Source organism: Micromonospora parastrephiae (assembly GCF_016802865.1).
GTDB lineage: Bacteria > Actinomycetota > Actinomycetes > Mycobacteriales > Micromonosporaceae > Micromonospora > Micromonospora parastrephiae.
In genome coordinates this window covers 24,952-41,457 of record NZ_JAEVHM010000036.1, presented here as the reverse complement: position 1 = coordinate 41,457, position 16,506 = coordinate 24,952, and the positions used below count along the sequence as shown (strand labels likewise).

At 73.1% G+C, this 16,506-nt stretch carries 19 protein-coding genes and 2 pseudogenes; 18 read left to right on the top strand and 3 right to left on the bottom strand.

Going from position 1 to position 16,506, the window contains the following annotated elements; all coding sequences use genetic code 11:
- Nucleotides 1-508, bottom strand: a pseudogene (locus tag JNW91_RS10735) (ROK family protein); the annotation flags it as partial.
- 100 nt (nucleotides 509-608) lie between these two features.
- On the bottom strand, nucleotides 609-1,538 hold the full coding sequence (locus JNW91_RS10730; RefSeq protein WP_203174724.1) for an SIS domain-containing protein: 930 nt from the start codon (nucleotides 1,536-1,538) through the stop codon (nucleotides 609-611).
- A 198-nt stretch (nucleotides 1,539-1,736) separates the two neighbouring features.
- On the opposite strand from JNW91_RS10730, the gene JNW91_RS10725 reads away from it, so the two are divergent.
- From JNW91_RS10725 to JNW91_RS10640, 18 genes are all read left to right on the top strand, one after another.
- Nucleotides 1,737-2,522 (top strand): DeoR/GlpR family DNA-binding transcription regulator, encoded by a 786-nt coding sequence (locus tag JNW91_RS10725; protein ID WP_203174731.1) that lies wholly within the window; start codon nucleotides 1,737-1,739, stop codon nucleotides 2,520-2,522.
- A gap of 120 nt (nucleotides 2,523-2,642) precedes the next feature.
- Nucleotides 2,643-3,653: an ABC transporter ATP-binding protein gene (locus JNW91_RS10720; RefSeq protein WP_305070404.1), complete on the top strand. Its 1,011-nt coding sequence runs from the start codon at nucleotides 2,643-2,645 to the stop codon at nucleotides 3,651-3,653.
- Nucleotides 3,650-4,666: an ABC transporter permease subunit gene (locus tag JNW91_RS10715; RefSeq protein WP_203174723.1), complete on the top strand. Its 1,017-nt coding sequence runs from the start codon at nucleotides 3,650-3,652 to the stop codon at nucleotides 4,664-4,666. The genes JNW91_RS10720 and JNW91_RS10715 overlap by 4 nt, the downstream gene beginning before the upstream one ends.
- 145 nt (nucleotides 4,667-4,811) lie before the next feature.
- A complete protein-coding gene (locus JNW91_RS10710; RefSeq protein ID WP_203174722.1) occupies nucleotides 4,812-5,204 on the top strand; it encodes a DUF3263 domain-containing protein in 393 nt (130 codons plus the stop codon).
- Nucleotides 5,205-5,357: 153 nt separating this feature from the next.
- A complete protein-coding gene (locus JNW91_RS10705; protein WP_203174721.1) occupies nucleotides 5,358-6,008 on the top strand; it encodes a hypothetical protein in 651 nt (216 codons plus the stop codon).
- Nucleotides 6,005-6,400: a phage holin family protein gene (locus JNW91_RS10700; protein WP_203174720.1), complete on the top strand. Its 396-nt coding sequence runs from the start codon at nucleotides 6,005-6,007 to the stop codon at nucleotides 6,398-6,400. Before JNW91_RS10705 ends, JNW91_RS10700 begins: the two co-directional genes overlap by 4 nt.
- Before the next feature lie 22 nt (nucleotides 6,401-6,422).
- Entirely contained in the window at nucleotides 6,423-7,130 is a 708-nt protein-coding gene (locus tag JNW91_RS10695) for a DUF3618 domain-containing protein (protein WP_203174719.1), read from the top strand.
- Nucleotides 7,099-7,995, top strand: a complete 897-nt coding sequence (locus JNW91_RS10690) for a hypothetical protein (RefSeq protein ID WP_203174718.1) — start codon at nucleotides 7,099-7,101, stop codon at nucleotides 7,993-7,995. The genes JNW91_RS10695 and JNW91_RS10690 overlap by 32 nt, the downstream gene beginning before the upstream one ends.
- A 140-nt stretch (nucleotides 7,996-8,135) precedes the next feature.
- On the top strand, nucleotides 8,136-8,645 hold the full coding sequence (locus JNW91_RS10685; RefSeq protein ID WP_203174717.1) for a GNAT family N-acetyltransferase: 510 nt from the start codon (nucleotides 8,136-8,138) through the stop codon (nucleotides 8,643-8,645).
- Nucleotides 8,646-8,920: 275 nt separating this feature from the next.
- Entirely contained in the window at nucleotides 8,921-10,627 is a 1,707-nt protein-coding gene (locus JNW91_RS10680; RefSeq protein WP_238424738.1) for an SRPBCC family protein, read from the top strand.
- Nucleotides 10,624-10,995, top strand: a complete 372-nt coding sequence (gene gvpJ, locus JNW91_RS34175; RefSeq protein ID WP_203174716.1) for a gas vesicle protein GvpJ — start codon at nucleotides 10,624-10,626, stop codon at nucleotides 10,993-10,995. Before JNW91_RS10680 ends, gvpJ begins: the two co-directional genes overlap by 4 nt.
- A 1-nt stretch (nucleotide 10,996) precedes the next feature.
- Nucleotides 10,997-11,752, top strand: a complete 756-nt coding sequence (locus JNW91_RS10670) for a GvpL/GvpF family gas vesicle protein (RefSeq protein WP_203174715.1) — start codon at nucleotides 10,997-10,999, stop codon at nucleotides 11,750-11,752.
- A gap of 3 nt (nucleotides 11,753-11,755) precedes the next feature.
- Entirely contained in the window at nucleotides 11,756-12,076 is a 321-nt protein-coding gene (locus JNW91_RS10665) for a gas vesicle protein GvpG (protein ID WP_203174714.1), read from the top strand.
- Nucleotides 12,045-12,374, top strand: coding sequence for a gas vesicle protein GvpO (locus JNW91_RS10660; RefSeq protein ID WP_203174713.1), 330 nt, complete (start codon nucleotides 12,045-12,047; stop codon nucleotides 12,372-12,374). The genes JNW91_RS10665 and JNW91_RS10660 overlap by 32 nt, the downstream gene beginning before the upstream one ends.
- Nucleotide 12,375: 1 nt before the next feature.
- Nucleotides 12,376-12,750 carry a gas vesicle protein gene (locus JNW91_RS34170; RefSeq protein WP_203174712.1) on the top strand — a complete coding sequence of 125 codons (375 nt, stop codon included), beginning with the start codon at nucleotides 12,376-12,378 and terminating at the stop codon, nucleotides 12,748-12,750.
- Nucleotides 12,743-13,561, top strand: coding sequence for a GvpL/GvpF family gas vesicle protein (locus JNW91_RS10650; protein WP_203174711.1), 819 nt, complete (start codon nucleotides 12,743-12,745; stop codon nucleotides 13,559-13,561). Before JNW91_RS34170 ends, JNW91_RS10650 begins: the two co-directional genes overlap by 8 nt.
- On the top strand, nucleotides 13,558-13,770 hold the full coding sequence (locus JNW91_RS10645; RefSeq protein ID WP_203174710.1) for a gas vesicle protein: 213 nt from the start codon (nucleotides 13,558-13,560) through the stop codon (nucleotides 13,768-13,770). The genes JNW91_RS10650 and JNW91_RS10645 overlap by 4 nt, the downstream gene beginning before the upstream one ends.
- Nucleotides 13,767-14,120, top strand: coding sequence for a gas vesicle protein K (locus tag JNW91_RS10640; protein WP_203174709.1), 354 nt, complete (start codon nucleotides 13,767-13,769; stop codon nucleotides 14,118-14,120). The genes JNW91_RS10645 and JNW91_RS10640 overlap by 4 nt, the downstream gene beginning before the upstream one ends.
- A 154-nt stretch (nucleotides 14,121-14,274) precedes the next feature.
- Here the strand turns inward: JNW91_RS10640 and JNW91_RS10635 are convergent.
- Nucleotides 14,275-16,499: pseudogene (locus JNW91_RS10635) on the bottom strand (AAA family ATPase).
- Nucleotides 16,500-16,506 lie beyond the last annotated feature (7 nt).

Below are 16,506 nucleotides of genomic sequence, written 5' to 3'. Positions count from 1 at the left end.
TCCAGGCAGCCGGGCCGACCGCAGCCGCAGCGCGGGCCGTCCGGCCGGACCATGATGTGGCCGATCTCCCCGGCGGCGCCGTGCGCGCCCACGGCGGCGACGCCGTCGACCACGTGCGCGGCGGCGATGCCGTGCCGATCGCCACGAACAGCACATGCCCGGTGCCGCGCCCGGCGCCGAGCCGCGCTTCGGCGAGACCACCGACGCGCACGTCGTGGCCGAGCGCCGTGGGCAGGCCGAGCCGTGACACCGCCAGGTCCCGCAGGGGTACGTCCCGGAAGCCCACGTTCGCCGACCAGACCGCCACACCGCGCGCCTCGTCCACGACACCGGGCACGGCGATGCCGACCGCGACCGGGGTGAGCCCGTCGGCACGGGCCTTGTCGGCGAGCCCGACGGCCACGTCCAGGATGGTGCCGACCACGGCCTGCGGGCCGCGCGTGGCGTCGGTGGGGTGTCGTTCGGTGCGTACCGCGACGCCGTCCGGGCTGACCAGGGCGCACTTCATGCCGGTGCCGCCGACGTCGAGCGCGACGACCACCCGGTCGGTCACGGTGCCATCTCGGTTCGCGACTGCGGGGCTCGCAAACCCGGCTCACTCCTCGCGCTCACGCCAGCACCACCGACCGGGACAGGTGCCGGGGCGCATCCGGGTCGAGGCCCCGGCTTGTCGCGAGCGCGACCGCGAAGCGTTGGGCGAGGATCAGGTCGGCCATCGGGTCGACCGGCGTACGACCGGCGGACCAGCTGCCCAGCACCGTGCGCCAGCCGTGCGTGCGGCTGTGCACGAAGGCAGCACCGGTGGCGGCCACGTCCTCGGGCAGCCCCTCGGGCAGCTCGCCGAACGCCCAGACCAGCCGACCGGGCGCGCCGACCGAGATGGGGCCGTGCCGGTAGTCCATCGCCGGGTACGCCTCGGCCCAGAACGTGGCCGCCTCGCGGCACTTCAGCGCGGCCTCCTGGGCGAGCCCGATCGTCCATCCCCGACCGAGGAAGGTGGCCTGCCCGATGGTGGCCGGGTCGATCGGCAGCGGGGAGCGCACCGCCACCTCGGCGTCGGCGGCGAGCGCGGTCACCGGGTCACCGAGGTGCGCCCGGAGCAGGGCCAACGCGGTGGTGGCGAAACGGGTCTGCACCACCGAGCGCTCGTCGGCGAAGGGCATGGTCACCGCGGCGGCGGCCAGGTCGACGGCCGGGGATGCCGGGTCGCCGACGATGACGGTGGTGGGTGTCCGCCCGCGCAGCGCGGCCAGCAGCTCCAGTACCTCGGTGGTGGTGCCGGAGCGGGTGATCGCGATCAGCCGGTCGTAGCGGCGGCCGGTGGGGAACTCGGACGCCTGGAACGCGTCGGTCTCACCCTGGCCGGCCTGTTCGCGGCGGGCCGCGTACGCCATCGCCATGAACCACGACGTGCCGCAACCGACGACGGCGACCCGCTCACCGGGTCGCGGGAGGTCACCGCGTACGCACCCGGCCAGTTCGGCGGCCTCCCGCCAGCAGTCGGGTTGGCTCGCGATCTCCGCGTCCACGTACGCCATGGGAAACTCCTCGCAGGGCCGATCTGTGCGCAATACGGCTCGTTACACCCGCATTTCGCGCGTCATTCTGCGCGAACGCGGGCGGCCATGGCAACCGACGGGCCGATCGCGCAGACCGTACTTTTGCGCCAGCCCAGTTTCGCGCACTAGTGTGCACGCAATCAATCACCGTCCGTGCAGTCTCTGGAGGGCCCCGCGGTGGACCGGTACGCCAGATGGAACGCCCTGCTCGAGATGCTGACCGACAACGGCCGGGTCAGCGTCGAGACGGCCGCCGAGCGGCTGGACGTCTCCCAGGCCACCATCCGGCGTGACTTCGACCAGCTCGCCCAGCAGCAGATGATCACGAGGACCCGGGGCGGCGCGGTCGCGAACGGCGTCTCCTATGACCTGCCGCTGCGCTACAAGACGGCCAAGCACTCGGCGGAGAAGCAGCGGATCGGCGCCGCCGCCGCGGCGCTCGTCACGCCGGGCACCGTGGTCGGCCTCAACGGCGGCACCACCAGCACCGAGGTGGCCCGCGCGCTGGCCGTCCGACCGGATCTGAACACCAGTGCCGAGGGTGCCCAGCTCACCGTTGTGACCAACGCGCTGAACATCGCCAACGAGCTGCTGGTCCGGTCCCGGATGAAGGTGGTGGTGGCCGGCGGGGTGGTGCGCCCGAAGTCGTTCGAGCTGGTCGGCCCGCTGGGCGGAGCGCTGCTGCGCGAGGTCACCCTGGACGTTGCGCTGCTCGGCGTGGACGCGATCGATCCGCAGCTCGGTGCGGCCGCCCACCACGAGGGGGAGGCGGCGATGAACAACCTGATGGTGGCCCGCGCCAAGCGGGTCGTGATCATTGCCGACTCGTCCAAACTGGGCGGTCACGCCTTCGCCCGGATCTGCCCGGTCGAGCGGGTGGAGACACTCGTGACCGACTCCGGCGCCGCCCCGGAGGTGGTGGAGGCGTTCCGGGCCGCCGGCGTGCAGGTCATCTGCGCCTGACCGGTCACGCTCCGTCGATCAGATAGCCCGCTCGGCGCGTCTATGCATACCGGGTATTGCACGCGTCTGCATACCGCGTATGGTGTCGGCTGTCACGCCCACCATCGGGGGAGGTGCAGCTTGCCAGCTGTCCTGGAGATCGAAGGTCTACGTAAGACGTACAAGAGTCGTCGACGCGGCACCCGCAACGCGCTCGACGGCTTCGACATGCGGGTCGACGCGGGGCAGGTGCACGGCTTCCTGGGCCCCAACGGGTCCGGGAAGACCACCACGCTGCGTACGCTGCTCGGCCTGATCCGGCCCGACGGGGGTCGGATGACACTGCTCGGGCACGAGGTGCCCGACGCGCTTCCCACGGTCGCCGGCCAGGTCGGCGCGATCGTGGAGAGCCCGCAGTTCTTCCCGCACTTCTCGGCGAGGGACACCCTGTCCCTGCTGGCCGGTGCGGGTGAGGTCCCGGCCACCCGGGTCGACGAGGTGCTGGAGCTGGTCGGGCTGCGCGACCGGGCCGGCGAGCGGGTCAAGACGTACTCCCTGGGCATGAAGCAACGGCTCGCCGTCGCCTCCGCGCTGCTGAAGAACCCGAAGCTGCTCATCCTCGACGAGCCGGCCAACGGCCTCGACCCGGGCGGCATCCGGGAGATGCGCACGCTGATGCGGACCCTCGCCGAATCCGGGATGACGGTGGTGCTGTCCAGCCACATCCTCGGCGAGATCCAGCTCATCTGCGACTCGGTCACCATCATCTCGCTGGGCCGGCGGGTCGCCTTCGGCCCGGTCGACGAGGTGCTCGCCCAGCACTCGTCCGGCGCGGTCCGGGTCCGCCTGGAGGCGGTCAGCGACCTGCCGGCCGCCACCGACGCGCTCACCCGGGCCGGGATCCTGGTCACCGGGCACCCGGACCACCTGATGCTGGCCGGCGTCGACAAGCCGGCCTCGGTGACGCGACTGCTCGCAGAGCACAACCTCTACGTCAGCGAGCTGGCTCCGATCGCCGTCGACCTGGAGAGCGTCTTCCTCGAACTGACCGCCACCGCGCCGGTACCCGGCCAGCACCGGCAGGTCGACGAGTCCATGAAGGTCGGTGGGACGGGTCAGCCCGGCGCCACCGGGGGAGGGTGGGGCGCGTGAGCCTCTTTCGTACGGAGCTGCGCCGGCTCACCAAGCGGCGCTTCACCCGTTACATGACGCTGCTCGGCCTGCTGGTGCTGGCCGCTGTGGTGGTCGGGGTCTTCTTCACCAACCAGAAGATCGGCGCCGACCAGCTCGCCCGCGCCGAACGTCAGGCCGACCAGCAGTACCAGGACCAGGTGCGCTGGAGTGAGCAGGAGCGCGCGGCGTGCGAGCAGGCCAAGAAGGCCGGCACGGCGACCGACGGCCGCTTCCCCGACGACTGCTCGGTGATCACGCCGCCGCCACGGGAGCAGATCGAGGCGGAGTGGTTCCTGCCGTCGACGTTCAACTTCCGGGAGACGTTCGACGAGACACTGATCCCGTTCGCGGCGATCCTCGGCCTGGTCGGGTTCGTGGTCGGCGCGTCCTTCGTGGGCGCCGAGTGGAGCAACGGCGGCATGATGAACCTGCTGCTCTGGCGGCCCAATCGGCTCACCGTGCTGGTCACCAAGCTCGCCGCGCTGCTCACCGGCATCCTGGCTGTGACGCTGCCCGCCGCGGTGCTCTGGTTCGCCGGCTTCTGGGCGATAGCCACGTTCCGGGGCAGCACCGAGAAGGTGACCTCGGGGGTCTGGCAGTCGTTGGCCCTGACCGGGCTGCGCGGCGTGGTGCTCGTCCTCGTGCTCACCACCATCGGATTCGCGCTGGCCTCGCTGGGCCGGCACACCGCGATGGCACTGGGTGGCGTCGTGGCCGTCATGGTGGTCGGCCAGTTCGGCCTGGGCATCCTGCTGTCGATGGCGAGCGTGAAGTTCGCCGAGGCGTGGCTGCTGCCCACGTACGTGATGGCCTGGATGACGAAGACGGTCACCTTGCAGAACTGGGACTCCTGCAACGCGACCTACTACGGGGAGTGCAAACCGGAGACCGTGGACATCACCTGGCAGCAGTCGTCCGTACTGCTCTCCGTCGGTGTGGTGGTGATCCTCGGCGCGTCGCTCTGGGCGATGCGTCGGCGCGACATCACCTGAGCGTGCACCAGCGGTACGAGGGCCCCGGCGAGAGTCGGGGCCCTCGTGCGTCCGCAGTCGCCTCCCGGGTGCCGTTCGGGGTGTTCGTGCAGCCCGGCCGCGCCGGCTGCTGCGACCGGGGTCGTCCCTGGCTAGGCTGAAGGACATGTCCGCCGACGCCACCCCGGCCACGCCCGAGCCGTCCGCCGACGCTCGCCCGGGTGACGTCGCGGGTGGCCCCGGACCGGCCGTCCCGACCCCCCGGGCAGCGCCGGCCATCGAGACCGTCGGCGAGCCGGCGCCGCCCGTCGAGCCCACCGATCCGGCGCCGGGGCTGACCGAGCGGGAGCTGGCCATCCTCGCGTTCGAGCAGCAGTGGTGGCGGCACGCGGGTGCCAAGGAGCAGGCCGTGCGAGACACCTTCGGGGTCTCGTCGACCCGTTACTACCAGCTGCTCAACGGACTGCTCGACAATCCGGCGGCACTCGCCGCCGACCCCTTGCTGATCGGGCGGCTCCGTCGACTGCGCTCGTCGCGCGCCCGCAACCGCCGCCGCTGACGGTGGTCTCCGCCTGTTCCTCCCGATGACGTCCCGATGTCGGCCTTTGCTCCTCGGGCCACCCGATCCCGCCGCATGGCCGCTGGCCAGGCGGGTAGGCGGGAGGCGTTCCGGGGTCGCACGGCGACCGAGGACCCAGGAGGGGAGCGGAGCATGACTGCAATGAACCAGAACGGGCCGCCGAGCGGCCGTGGGCAGCAGGCCCGGCAAGAGGCATCCCGAGTCGGCCACGAGGCCACGCAGGCCGGGAGCCACATCACCCAGACCGCCGCCGAGCAGGGCGGGCAGGTGGCCGCCGAGGCGCGGCGGCAGGCCCGGCAGTTGACCGGCCAGGCCGGTGGGCAGCTCCGGGAGCAGGCGCACACGCAGCAGCGGCGGGCCGCCGAGGGCCTGCGCGGCCTGGGCCGGGAACTGGGCTCGATGGCCGAGCGGGACGGCGATTCCGGGCTGGCCGGTCAGGCGGTACGCCGCGTGGCCGACGCCGCCCAGCAGGCCGCCGGCTGGCTCGACGAGCGCGAGCCCGGCGAGCTGTTCGACGAGGTGCGCACGTACGCGCGGCGTCACCCGGGGACGTTCCTGGCGAGTGCGGCCGTCGCCGGACTGCTGGTCGGACGGCTCACCCGCGGTCTGACCGGTTCGGGCTCCGGCAACGGCGGGGGTGGGAGCGCGGCCGGTGCTCCGCCGGCACCGCAGGGCGCGACTACGGCAACCGCCCAGCAGCCGTACGTGGGGTCGGCGCGGGCGCAGAACGTCACGCCCACGGGTCGACCGGAGCCGAACCTGCCCGGCGGGGTGGCACCGTGAGCGCCCCCGAGAAGGAACGGAACCAGGCTTCGGTCGGCGAACTGCTGGGCGAGGTGACCCGGGATGTGTCCACCCTGATGCGCAAAGAGGTCGAGCTGGCCAAGGCCGAGCTCCGCGAGGAGGTCAGCCAGGCCGGCAAGGCCGGCGGCATGTTCGGTGGTGCCGGGCTGGCCGGCTTCCTGGCCGTGCTCTTCGTGTCGTACGCCCTCTGGTGGGGGTTGTCCAACACGATGGACCAGGGGTGGGCGGCGCTGATTGTCGCGATCATCTGGGCCGCCGTCGCCGGGGGGCTCTTCATCAACGCCCGTACCCAGCTCAAGCGGGCACGAGCGGTGCTGCCCCGGGCGACGCAGACCGCCCGGGAAATGCCGGATGCCCTGCGGGGTCGGTGAACGAGTCGGGAGGGAACAGATCATGTCCAGTGATCCGGATCGGATCCGGCGGGAGATCGAGACCACCCGCAACGAATTGAGCAGTGACGTCGACGCGCTGACCGACAAGGTCAACCCGCGTCGGATCGCCGGTGACCGCGTCGGGCAGGCCCGCGGCGTGTTCACCCGAGCGAAGGAGAAGGTGATGGGCAGCTCGAGCCACATGGGGCAGGGAGCGAGCCAGAGGATGTCGCACATGGCCGACTCGGTACGCGACGAGACCCGATCGCTCGGGCACCAGTCCCGGGAGGCGATGGGTTCGGTGCGGGACGAGGCGCGTTCGCTCGGGCACCAGTCCCGGGAGGCGATGGGTTCGGTGCGGAACGAGGCGCGTTCGCTCGGGCACCAGTCCCGCGAGCGGGCCCAGGGCAATCCGCTGGCCGCCGGCCTTGTCGCCTTCGGCGTCGGTCTGCTGGCCGCCTCGCTGATCCCGCCGAGCGGGCGGGAGCGGCAGCTCGCCGGCCAGGCCCGCAACATGGTGAGTGAGCACTCCGACGAGCTTCGCCAGCAGGCGAGCCAGATCGGCCACCAGGTCCAGGACAACCTGCGGGAGCCGGCGCAGCAGGCGGCCCAGTCGGTGCGGTCCACCGCCCAGCACGGGGTGTCCGCGGTACGCGACCAGGGCCGTTCGGCCGCCGGTCACATGCAGGGGGAGGCGCATGCGGCCGCCGACGACCTTCGGCAGCGCTGACCCGATCGACGCGGCGGGGCCGGCGCCGGTGATGCGGGTACGCTCCGCCTCCGCGCCGGCCCCGGGCCGAGGAGTCAACGAGGACCTGGTCTTCCGGTTCGGTCCGCTGGTCGGCGTCCTGGACGGCGCGACGGTGCCGGAAGGCTTCGACACCGGCTGCGTGCACGGGCCCGAGTGGTACGTCCGGCATTTGGTCGCCCGTCTGGGTGTCGCCGAGGCGGCCCGGCCGGCGGCCCGCCTGACCAGCAACCTGGCCGCGGCCATCCTCGCCGTGCGGGCCGACCACGGCGGGCTGTGCGACCTCGATCATCCGGGCACGCCGTCGAGCACGGTGTGCCTGCTGCGGGACTGCGGCGACCAGGTGGACTACCTGGTGCTCTGCGACAGCCCGCTGGTGCTGGACGCCGGCGGGCAGGTAACTGTGGTGACCGACGACCGGCTGGAGACGGCGATGGCGGAGCTGCGCCGCACGGTCGCGACCGTGCCGGCGGACCACACCGACCCGGTCACCCGTTTTCGGCACGCCGTGGGCGTCCAGCGGGAACGGATGAACCGCACACACGGCTACTGGGTGGCGGCGGCCGATCCCGACGCGGCGTTCCACGCGGTGACCGGCACGGTGCCTCGGCGCGGTCCGGGGGCCGTGCGCCGGGCGGCGCTGCTCAGCGACGGCGCGTCCAGCGCGGTCGAGCAGTTCGGGCTGACCGACTGGGCCGGTCTGCTCGACCTGCTGAGCGTCGACGGGCCGGGCGCGTTGCTCGACCGGGTCCGCGACGCCGAGCGGGAGCACGCCGACCGGCTGCGGCGGCACAAGGCCACCGACGACGCCTCGGTGGTGTTCTGCGAGTTCGAGCCAGTGGCGTGAAATTTTTTTACCCCGACGGGTGACAACGGAGCGTGAGGAGGAACACCCACACCGCCCGACCGGCCGGTACCGGTGACCGGACCGCCACTGGATGCCCAATGGGGTGGACTTCGGCCGATGAGGCCGGCAGACTGCGGCACGTGGCGGGTGCGGTCCGGCTGGAGCCGGTGGACGAGCAGAACCTGGAGCCGTTGCTCTCCGTAGCGGCTGCCGAGGCCGAGCCGGATGACGTGATGCCTCCGGTGGAGGCTCCCGCCGGTTGGTCGCTCGCCCGCCGCGAGGCGTTCCGAGAGTTCCACCGAGCGAGCTTCGGTGGCCTGGACGGCCCGACCGGCTCCCAGATGTACGCCATCCTCGTCGGCGGCGAAGTGGTGGGCATGGTCCGGATGACGCGCTGTGACGACCCGGGCACCGTGGAGACCGGAATGTGGCTCGGGCGCTCGGCCCGTGGCCAGGGGATCGGCGCCGTCGCCCTGCGCGAGCTGCTGAACGCCGCCGCGCGGGCCGGTATGCGTGCCGTGCTGGCGGAGACCACCCCGGACAACATCGGCGCGGTCGCCGTACTTGAAAAATGCGGTGCGAAACTGCGCGAGGACGGCGGCAAGGTGTACGCCGAAATCTGCCTCGATTCGACCCCTCCGGCCCTCTGAACGCGCCTTCCGCGTTTCGCCTTTACTGGCGTTCTCCCTGCTCGTAACCGCCCTGAAGTCCGGTCTGGGTCCTTCGCTACCGCATTTCCGAATGCCCTTTTCCTGGTGGCGACGGAAATTGTCGTAGCGGTTTCGGAGTAATGCCGACGGGTACTGCCCGCCGGGTCCGCAGATACGGGACGTCTGATCGAGGGCACGGTTCGCGCTGTTCCCCGGCAGCCCTTCTCCGGCCCTTCCCAGCAGACGTCCGGACCCCGGGGAGCGAGGGAGACCTGATGAAGAACGGAACACGGATCGGACTGGCGGTGGGCTTCGGCTACCTGCTCGGCCGCCGCCGCAAGCTGCGTACGGCGCTCAGCCTGGCCGCGGCGGTCGCCGCCGGGCGGGCGAGCCGGCACCCCGGCGGTCTGTTGAAGCGGGGCACCGACGTTTTGCACTCGTCCCCCCATCTGAGCAATCTGGGCCGGCTCGGCGGGCCGCTGGTCAACGCCGGCCGGGCGGCGGCGACCGCCGCGGCCGGCAGCAGCGTCGACGCGGTCACCGGGCGGCTGCGTGACTCCGCCGACGCCCTGCGTCGCCGCTCCGGCGGTCAGAGCGGCGAGGGCGGGTCAGAGCGGTCAGGGCGGCGAGGGCGGTCAGAGCGGTCAGGGCGGTCAGAGCGGTCAGGGCGGTCAGCGCGGTCAGCAGAGCGCGGGCGGTCAGGGCGGGACGGACCGCCAGAGCGGCGCCGACGACAACGGCGGGGACGGAAACGGCGGCGCGACGAACGACCGCGGCGACTCGACGGCCGCACAGCGGCGGGGGCGGTGACCATGGCGGCGCACAACAATCCGGGAGGACTCGGCGACAAGCTGCGCGGCCAGTTGGTTGGCGAGGTGCGCAACCTCGCCGGGGCGATCGGCGATCGCGCCGTGAGCGCGGTGACCGAGCGGATCACCGGTGCGACGGGTCGGCTCAGCGAGTACGCGCGTCAGGGCGGCGGACCCGGCCTGATCGCCGCCGCCACGGGTGCGCAAAAGTTGGCCGAGGGCGGTCCACCGGTGAAGGCGATGGTGCATGCCGGTGTGGCCGGCGGTAAGGAGAAGGTGATGTCGGCTCTCGGCCGTGCCAGGGGAAAGGGCGGAAAGGGCGGCGGGAAGAAGAAGGTCACCAACATCGTCGAGACGATCGAGGTCGGTGTGCCGGTACGGGCCGCGTACAACCAGTGGACGCAGTTCGGCGACTTCCCGAGCTTCATGAAGAAGGTCGAGCAGGCCGAGAACGACTCCCCCGAGAAGATGACCTGGAAGGCGCAGGTTTTCTGGTCGCACCGGACGTGGGAGTCGACGATCGTCCGCCAGGTGCCGGACAAACTCATCCACTGGCGATCCAAGGGTGAGAAGGGCTCGGTCGACGGCACCGTCAGCTTCCACGAGGTCACCCCGGACCTGACCCGCATCCTGGTGGTGCTGGAGTACCACCCCCAGGGACTCTTCGAACACACCGGCAACCTGTGGCGCGCCCAGGGCCGGCGGGTGCGGCTGGAGTTGAAGCACTTCGTCCGGCACGTGATGACCGAGGTGGCGCTCGACCCGGACCAGGTCGAGGGCTGGCGCGGCGAGATCCGCGACTCCCAGGTGGTCATGGACCACGAGACCGGTCTGCGCGAGGAGCAGGAGCAGGAGCAGCGCGAGGGGGGTGCGGAGGAGCAGGCCGAGGAGGAGCCGCGCCGCAGGCCGGGTGGGCGCCTGCGCCAACGGCCGCCCCGGCGGCCGGCCGAGCCGGAGTACGACGAGGAGTACGAGGGCTACGACGACGGCTACGACGAGGGATACGCGGACGAGCCCGACGAGGAGCCACCGCCACCCCGCCGCCGCGCACCTGAGCGGGCCCGGCGAGCCCAGCCGCGCGAGGAGCCGCAACGCCCTCGACCGCCCGTCCGACGTGGACCGGAGCCGCCGCGCCGACCCGTGGTGCGCCGCCGCCGGGAGGAGGACGAGTGACGCCGGTCCCTGGCGGTGACGCCGTCGGCGGCGCCCTGGAACGGGTGGGTTCCGCCGGCGGGCTCGCCGACGTGGTGGAGACCGTGCTCGACAAGGGCGTGGTGATCGACGCGCAGGTGACGATCGGCGTCGTCGGCATCCCCCTGGTGGAGATCAACGCACGGGTGGTGGTGGCGAGCATCGAGACGTACCTGCGGTTCGCCGAGGCGGTCGACCGGCTGGACATCGCCCCGGAGGAGGGCGAGGGGCTGTCCGGTCTTCTCGGTGGTGTCACCGGGGCGGTCCGGGACGTCACCGGCTCGGTGCGGGACGCCACCGACTCGGTCGGTGGCGTCGCCGGCAGTGTGCGCGACCTCGGGAGGAGCTGAGATGGCGGACGAGACGGGACTGTTCGTCTACGGGCTGGTGCCGGCCGACGTGGAGGCGACGCCGGACGCCGCCGGGGTCGGCGACCCACCCGGCGAGGTGACGGTGATCCGGCACCGGGATGTCGCTGCCCTGGTCAGCGCGGTGCCGCTGGACGCGTCGCTCGGCCGGTCGGCGGACCTTCGGGCGTACCAGAACCTGCTGGACGGGACGGCGGCGGTGGCGCCGGTGCTGCCGGTGCGGTTCGGCACTGTTGTCACCGGCCCGGACGCGGTGCTCGACCTGCTCCGACCGCACCACGACCGGTTCGCCGCCGCGCTGGCCGAGTTCGAGGGCAGGGTGCAGTACGTCGTGCACGGGCGCTTCGACGAGCGGACGTTGCTGCGCGGCATCCTCGACGAGAACCCGACGGCCGCCGGGCTCGCCGAGCAGGTGCGTGGTCGGCCCGAGGCGGCCAGTCGGGAGCCGCGGATCCGGCTCGGCGAGGTGATCAGCCAGGCGGTGGAGCTGCGCCGCGAGGCGGAGAACCGGCGGTTGCTCGACGCCGCGGCCGAGTACGTCGTCTCCACGCAGTTGCGTCCGCCGAGCCACGAGATGGACGCGGTCCACGTGGCCCTGCTGGTGGACACCGATCGCGAGGCCGCCCTGGTGGACGCCCTTGAGGAGTACGCGCAGCACCGCCGGGGCCTGCTGCGGTTGCGGCTGCTCGGGCCGTTCGCCCCGTATGACTTCGTCGGCGCCCACCAGTTGGCGGGCTGAGCGGTGGACCTGCTCTGGGCGCTGCTGACCCTGCCGTACGCGCCGGTGCGCGGGCTGACCGCGGTGGTCGGGGTGGTCGCCCGCGAAGCCGAGTCGCGGCAGCGGAATCCGGTCAACGTCCGGCGCGAGTTGGAGGAGCTGGACGCCGCGATGGCAGCCGGTGAGCTCAGCACCGAGGAACGCGACCGGGCCGAGCAGCGGGTGCTGGACCGACTCAGCGGGGCAGCGGGCCGGTCCGGCGAGCGACCACGTGCGGCCCGGCGCGGCCCGGCACGCGAGGGAGGAGTGCGGCATGACCGGCGACGCCCAGGCCCGACGACGTGATCCGGCCGCCGAGGGTTACCCCGACGACGAGTACGTGGAGCCGGTGTCGGCGGCCGAGGCGGCCCGGGCGGCGCTGCGGCAACTGGTCGAGCTGACCGGCCGCGAGCCGTCCGTCACCACGTCGTTGGAGGCTACCGAGGACGGCTGGCTGGTCGGGGTGGAGGTTGTGGAGGCGCGCCGGATTCCCGACTCGACCGACCTGCTCGGCCTGTACGAGGTGGAGTTGGACATCGAGGGGAGCCTGCTCGGCTATCGACGGGTGCGCCGCTACCAGCGCGGAAAGGGTGAGGTGGGCTGAGATGACCGCTGCGCAGCCGCCGTCGGTGGTGCAGAACTCCGGCCAGGTCCTGCCCGCCGGCCACGAGCCGGCCAACCTGGGCGACATCCTGGAGCGGGTGCTCGACCGGGGCATCGTCATCGCCGGTGACATCCGGGTCAGCCTGCTCGACATCGAACTGCTGACGCTGAAGTTGCGGCTGGTCATCGCGTCGGTCGACACCGCACGCCAGATCGGCATCGACTGGTGGGAGCACGACCCGTGGCTCAGCTCGCGGGCTCGTCCCCCGGTGGAGCCGGGGCCGCGTGACCCGGAGCAGGTCGAAGCGGAGCGGCGGCCCCGGGTGGAGGCCCGGGCGCGACGCCGGGATGCCGAACTGGAGGAGTGGGATGGTTGACGTGGCCGCCGACCTGTCCGCGCCCCCCGCCGGTGCCTGGCTGCACGGTGTGGTTCGGGACGCCGAGCCGGCGACGTTCGCGGCGATCGGTGGGATGGACGGCGGCCCGGTCCGCGCGGTGTCCGCCGCCGGACTCGTCGCCGTGGTCAGCACCGCTCCCCTCGACGAGTACGGCGAGGAGCCACTACGCCGCAACCTGGAGGATCTGGCCTGGCTGGAGCGGGCGGCCCGAGCGCACCACGCGGTGGTCGAGGCGCTGGCCCGGCGGGGGCCGGTGGTGCCGGCCCGGCTCGCCACGGTGCACACGGATGACGAGCGGGTGGCCGGGTCCCTCGCCGCACGCCGTGCCGAACTTGTCGCCACTCTGGAGCGGCTGGCCGGGCGCGGCGAGTGGGGCGTCAAGGGCTATCTGGTGCCGGGAGCGGCCACCGCTGCCGCCGACACCGCCGGGGGTGCGGGGGTGGGCACGGCGTACCTGCGGCGGCGACGTGCCCAGTTGACCGCCCGGGAGGAACGCCAGCAGGTGGCGAGCGCGGCTGCGGACGCGGTACACAGCGCCCTGTGCGAGCTGGCGGTGGCGGGCCGGCGGCACGCTCCGCAGGACCGACGGCTCTCCGGGGCGTCCGCGCCGATGGTGCTCAACGGGGCGTACCTGGTGGACGTCGCCGCGCTGTCCCGCTTCACCGAGCTGGTCGACTCGTTGGGCGGCCGGTATCCGGGACTTCACCTGGAGCTGACCGGGCCGTGGCCGGCGTACTCCTTCGTCGCGGAACGGCCGGAGCCCGCGCTCACCGTACGGGGGCCGGGGTGACCACCGCGCTCGCGCCGAACAGCGCCGACGACCCGCTGGCGTACCGGCCGGTCGCCCTGGTCGACCTGCTCGACCGGGTCCTCGCCAGCGGCGTGGTGATCAGCGGTGACATCACCCTGGCCATCGCCGACGTGGACCTGGTCCGGATCTCGTTGCGTGCGCTCGTCGCGTCGGTCGGGGCGCTCAGGCAGCCGGAGGACGCCGGATGACCGGGCGGGACGAGGCGACGGAGCTGGCCGCCGCGCTGGGCTCGGAGTCGTGGCAGCCGCCCCGGGTGACCCCGCTGGACCGCCGGATCGTCGTGGACCGCGACTCGGTCGAGCGGGGGCTGGCGAGCCTGGTGCTCACCGTCGTCGAGCTGCTGCGGCAGCTGATGGAGCGGCAGGCCCTGCGCCGGGTGGACCTCGGTGACCTCACCGAGGAGCAGGTCGAGCGGATCGGTGTGACGCTGATGGCCCTGGAGGAGCAGATGGTCGGGCTGCGCGAACACTTCGGGCTGGCTCCGGAGGACCTGAACCTGGACCTCGGTCCACTCGGTCCGCTCCTGCCCACGGACTGACCCGCGCCGGCCGGCAGCAACCCGGAGGGGGTCGCCGCCCGCCGTCGGATCAGGCCGGGACCCGGAGCACCGCCTGACGTCGTCGTGGATATCTCCACTGAGGAATGTGACGTCCTGGGAACGCCGCGGGCGCGGTGAAAGGTTGTGTGACGTTCTACCCGCGGTCGGCGGCGTACGCGGCCAGCCGGGCGACCTGGGCCGGGTCCAGCGACGGGCGTACCCGTTGCCGGGCCGTCGCCACGTGCGCGGCGGTGACCGTCGCGGCGGTCAACGACTCGCGCATCGCGGCCAGCGCCGCCTCCCGGACCAGCGCCGCGCAGTCCGCCGCCGAGAAGCCGACCAGTTCGTCGCCGAGTGCGGCCAGGTCGACGTCCGGTGCCAGCGGCACGTCTCGGGCGGTGGCCCGCAGGATCTCCGCCCGCGCGGTCCCGTCCGGCGGCGGCACGTAGACCAGCCGCTCCATGCGCCCCGGCCGCAGCAGCGCCGGGTCGACCAGGTCCGGCCGGTTCGTCGCGCCGACCACCACCACGTTGCGCAGGGTCTCCACCCCGTCCAGTTCGGTGAGCAGCGCGGCGACGACCCGGTCCGTGGTGCCCCCGTCGGTGGCCTGGCCGCGTACCGGGGCCAGCGCGTCCACCTCGTCGAGGAAGATCAGCGTCGGTGCCGCCTCCCGGGCCCGGCGGAACAGTTCGCGTACCGCGCGTTCGCTCTCGCCCACCCACTTGGAGAGCAGTTCCGCACCCTTCACCGAGAGCACGTTCGCCCGCCCCGACCCCGCCAGTGCGGTCACCAGGTACGTCTTGCCGCAGCCGGGCGGTCCGTAGAGCAGCACGCCGCGCGGCGGCTGGACGCCGAGCCGGGCGAACGTGTCCGGGTAGGTCAGCGGCCACAGCACCGACTCGGTCAACGTCTGCTTGACCTCTCCCAGTCCGCCGACGTCGTCCAGGGTCACCGACGCCAGTTCGAGGGTGGACGCGGCCATCGTGGTCGGCCGGACCACCTCCAGGGCGGCGGTGAAGTCGCCCATCGCCACCGTCGGCATGTCGGCCACCTTCTGCCGCAGTGCCGCCCGTACCCCGGCCTCCCGGACCAGCGCGGCCAGGTCCGCCGCGACGAACCCCGGGGTACGCGCGGCCACCTCGTCCAGCCGTACGTCGTCGGCCAGCGGAACCTGGCGGGTCAGCACGGTGAGCTGTTCGCGGCGCAGCGCCGGGTCGGGCAGCGGAATGCTGATCCGCAGCGACAGCAGGTCCGGCGCGCGCAGGGCCGGGTCGACCGCCTCCGGTCGGCTCGTGGTGCACACCACGGCGGCGCCGGCCCGGATGGTCTCCGCGAGCACCTGCCGGAACACGGTCGCCACCGGGCCGGGCTCGTCGGCCGGGGCGAGCGCCTCCACGTCGGTGACCAGCAGCACCGCCGGCCCGCCTGCGCGTACCGCCGTCGCCGCGGTCCGCAGCCGGTCCGCGGCGGCCTGGTTGGCCAGCGCGGCCACCTCGGGTGCCCACAGCGGGTGGACGCGGGCACCGACGCGGGCCGCTACCGCCCGGACCAGCGCCGACTTCCCGGAGCCGGCCGGCCCGCCGAGCAGCACGCCCAACGAGATGGTGGTGCCCAGCCGACCCAGCACCTCCCGGTGGTGGAAGCCGAGGTCGAGCAGTTCGGTCAGCTCCTCGGCCTGGGCCCGCAGCCCGGGCAGCTCGTCCACGTCCGGCGCGTCGTCGGCCGGGATCATCTCCGGGGCCGTGCCGGTCGTCCCGCGCGACCGGGCCGGCGCGTCGTGGGCCGGGGCGGGCTCGCCGTGCGTGGCCGGGCCGTGCTCCCAGCCGACCAGCGTGTCCATGGTGACCAGCGCACCGGCGGCCGGTTCCACCGCGACCACGGTGAGCAGCGTGCTCGTCCAGGCGAAGCCGACGGTGTTGGCGAGGCTGCGGCGGGCCGCCTCGACCAGGCTGCGTACCGAGGCGTCCGGCAGCACATCCTGCGGCAACAGCGACACGTCGTCGCCCATGGTGACCACCTTGCCGAGCAGGGCGAGCCGGAGCATCTCCGGGCTGACCGCCGCCACCACCCCCACCGGGCCGGCGAGGGTGACCCGGCCCGCCGCCGTCAGCGGCACCGGGGTCACCCGCACCTGACCGCCGTCGCGCAGGCCGAGGTTGCCCAGCGTCAGGTCGTCGGCGTACAGCAGGGCGGCGCTCGCGCCCGGGTCGGCGGCCGCGACGATCCCGGCCGTCTCCCGGCGACCGGTCAGCCGGACCGGATCGCCGGGGCGTAGGCCGAGCGCGGTCAGCGCCTCCGGGTGCAGCCGCACGATGCCACGTCGAGCGTCCAACGCGGCCGCCGCAGGCTCGCCATCAGGGTCAGGTCGGGTTGCGCCACCGCCCGA

What these genes read in the sequence shown, in the direction of transcription:
- JNW91_RS10730 (WP_203174724.1), bottom strand. Translation starts at nt 1,538, where the DNA reads ATGGCGTACGTGGACGCGGAGATCGCGAGCCAACCCGACTGCTGGCGG.
- JNW91_RS10710 (WP_203174722.1), top strand. Translation starts at nt 4,812, where the DNA reads ATGTCCGCCGACGCCACCCCGGCCACGCCCGAGCCGTCCGCCGACGCT.
- JNW91_RS10705 (WP_203174721.1), top strand. Translation starts at nt 5,358, where the DNA reads ATGACTGCAATGAACCAGAACGGGCCGCCGAGCGGCCGTGGGCAGCAG.
- JNW91_RS10695 (WP_203174719.1), top strand. Translation starts at nt 6,423, where the DNA reads ATGTCCAGTGATCCGGATCGGATCCGGCGGGAGATCGAGACCACCCGC.
- JNW91_RS10690 (WP_203174718.1), top strand. Translation starts at nt 7,099, where the DNA reads ATGCGGCCGCCGACGACCTTCGGCAGCGCTGACCCGATCGACGCGGCG.
- JNW91_RS10680 (WP_238424738.1), top strand. Translation starts at nt 8,921, where the DNA reads ATGAAGAACGGAACACGGATCGGACTGGCGGTGGGCTTCGGCTACCTG.
- JNW91_RS10670 (WP_203174715.1), top strand. Translation starts at nt 10,997, where the DNA reads ATGGCGGACGAGACGGGACTGTTCGTCTACGGGCTGGTGCCGGCCGAC.
- JNW91_RS10660 (WP_203174713.1), top strand. Translation starts at nt 12,045, where the DNA reads ATGACCGGCGACGCCCAGGCCCGACGACGTGATCCGGCCGCCGAGGGT.
- JNW91_RS34170 (WP_203174712.1), top strand. Translation starts at nt 12,376, where the DNA reads ATGACCGCTGCGCAGCCGCCGTCGGTGGTGCAGAACTCCGGCCAGGTC.
- JNW91_RS10650 (WP_203174711.1), top strand. Translation starts at nt 12,743, where the DNA reads ATGGTTGACGTGGCCGCCGACCTGTCCGCGCCCCCCGCCGGTGCCTGG.
- JNW91_RS10640 (WP_203174709.1), top strand. Translation starts at nt 13,767, where the DNA reads ATGACCGGGCGGGACGAGGCGACGGAGCTGGCCGCCGCGCTGGGCTCG.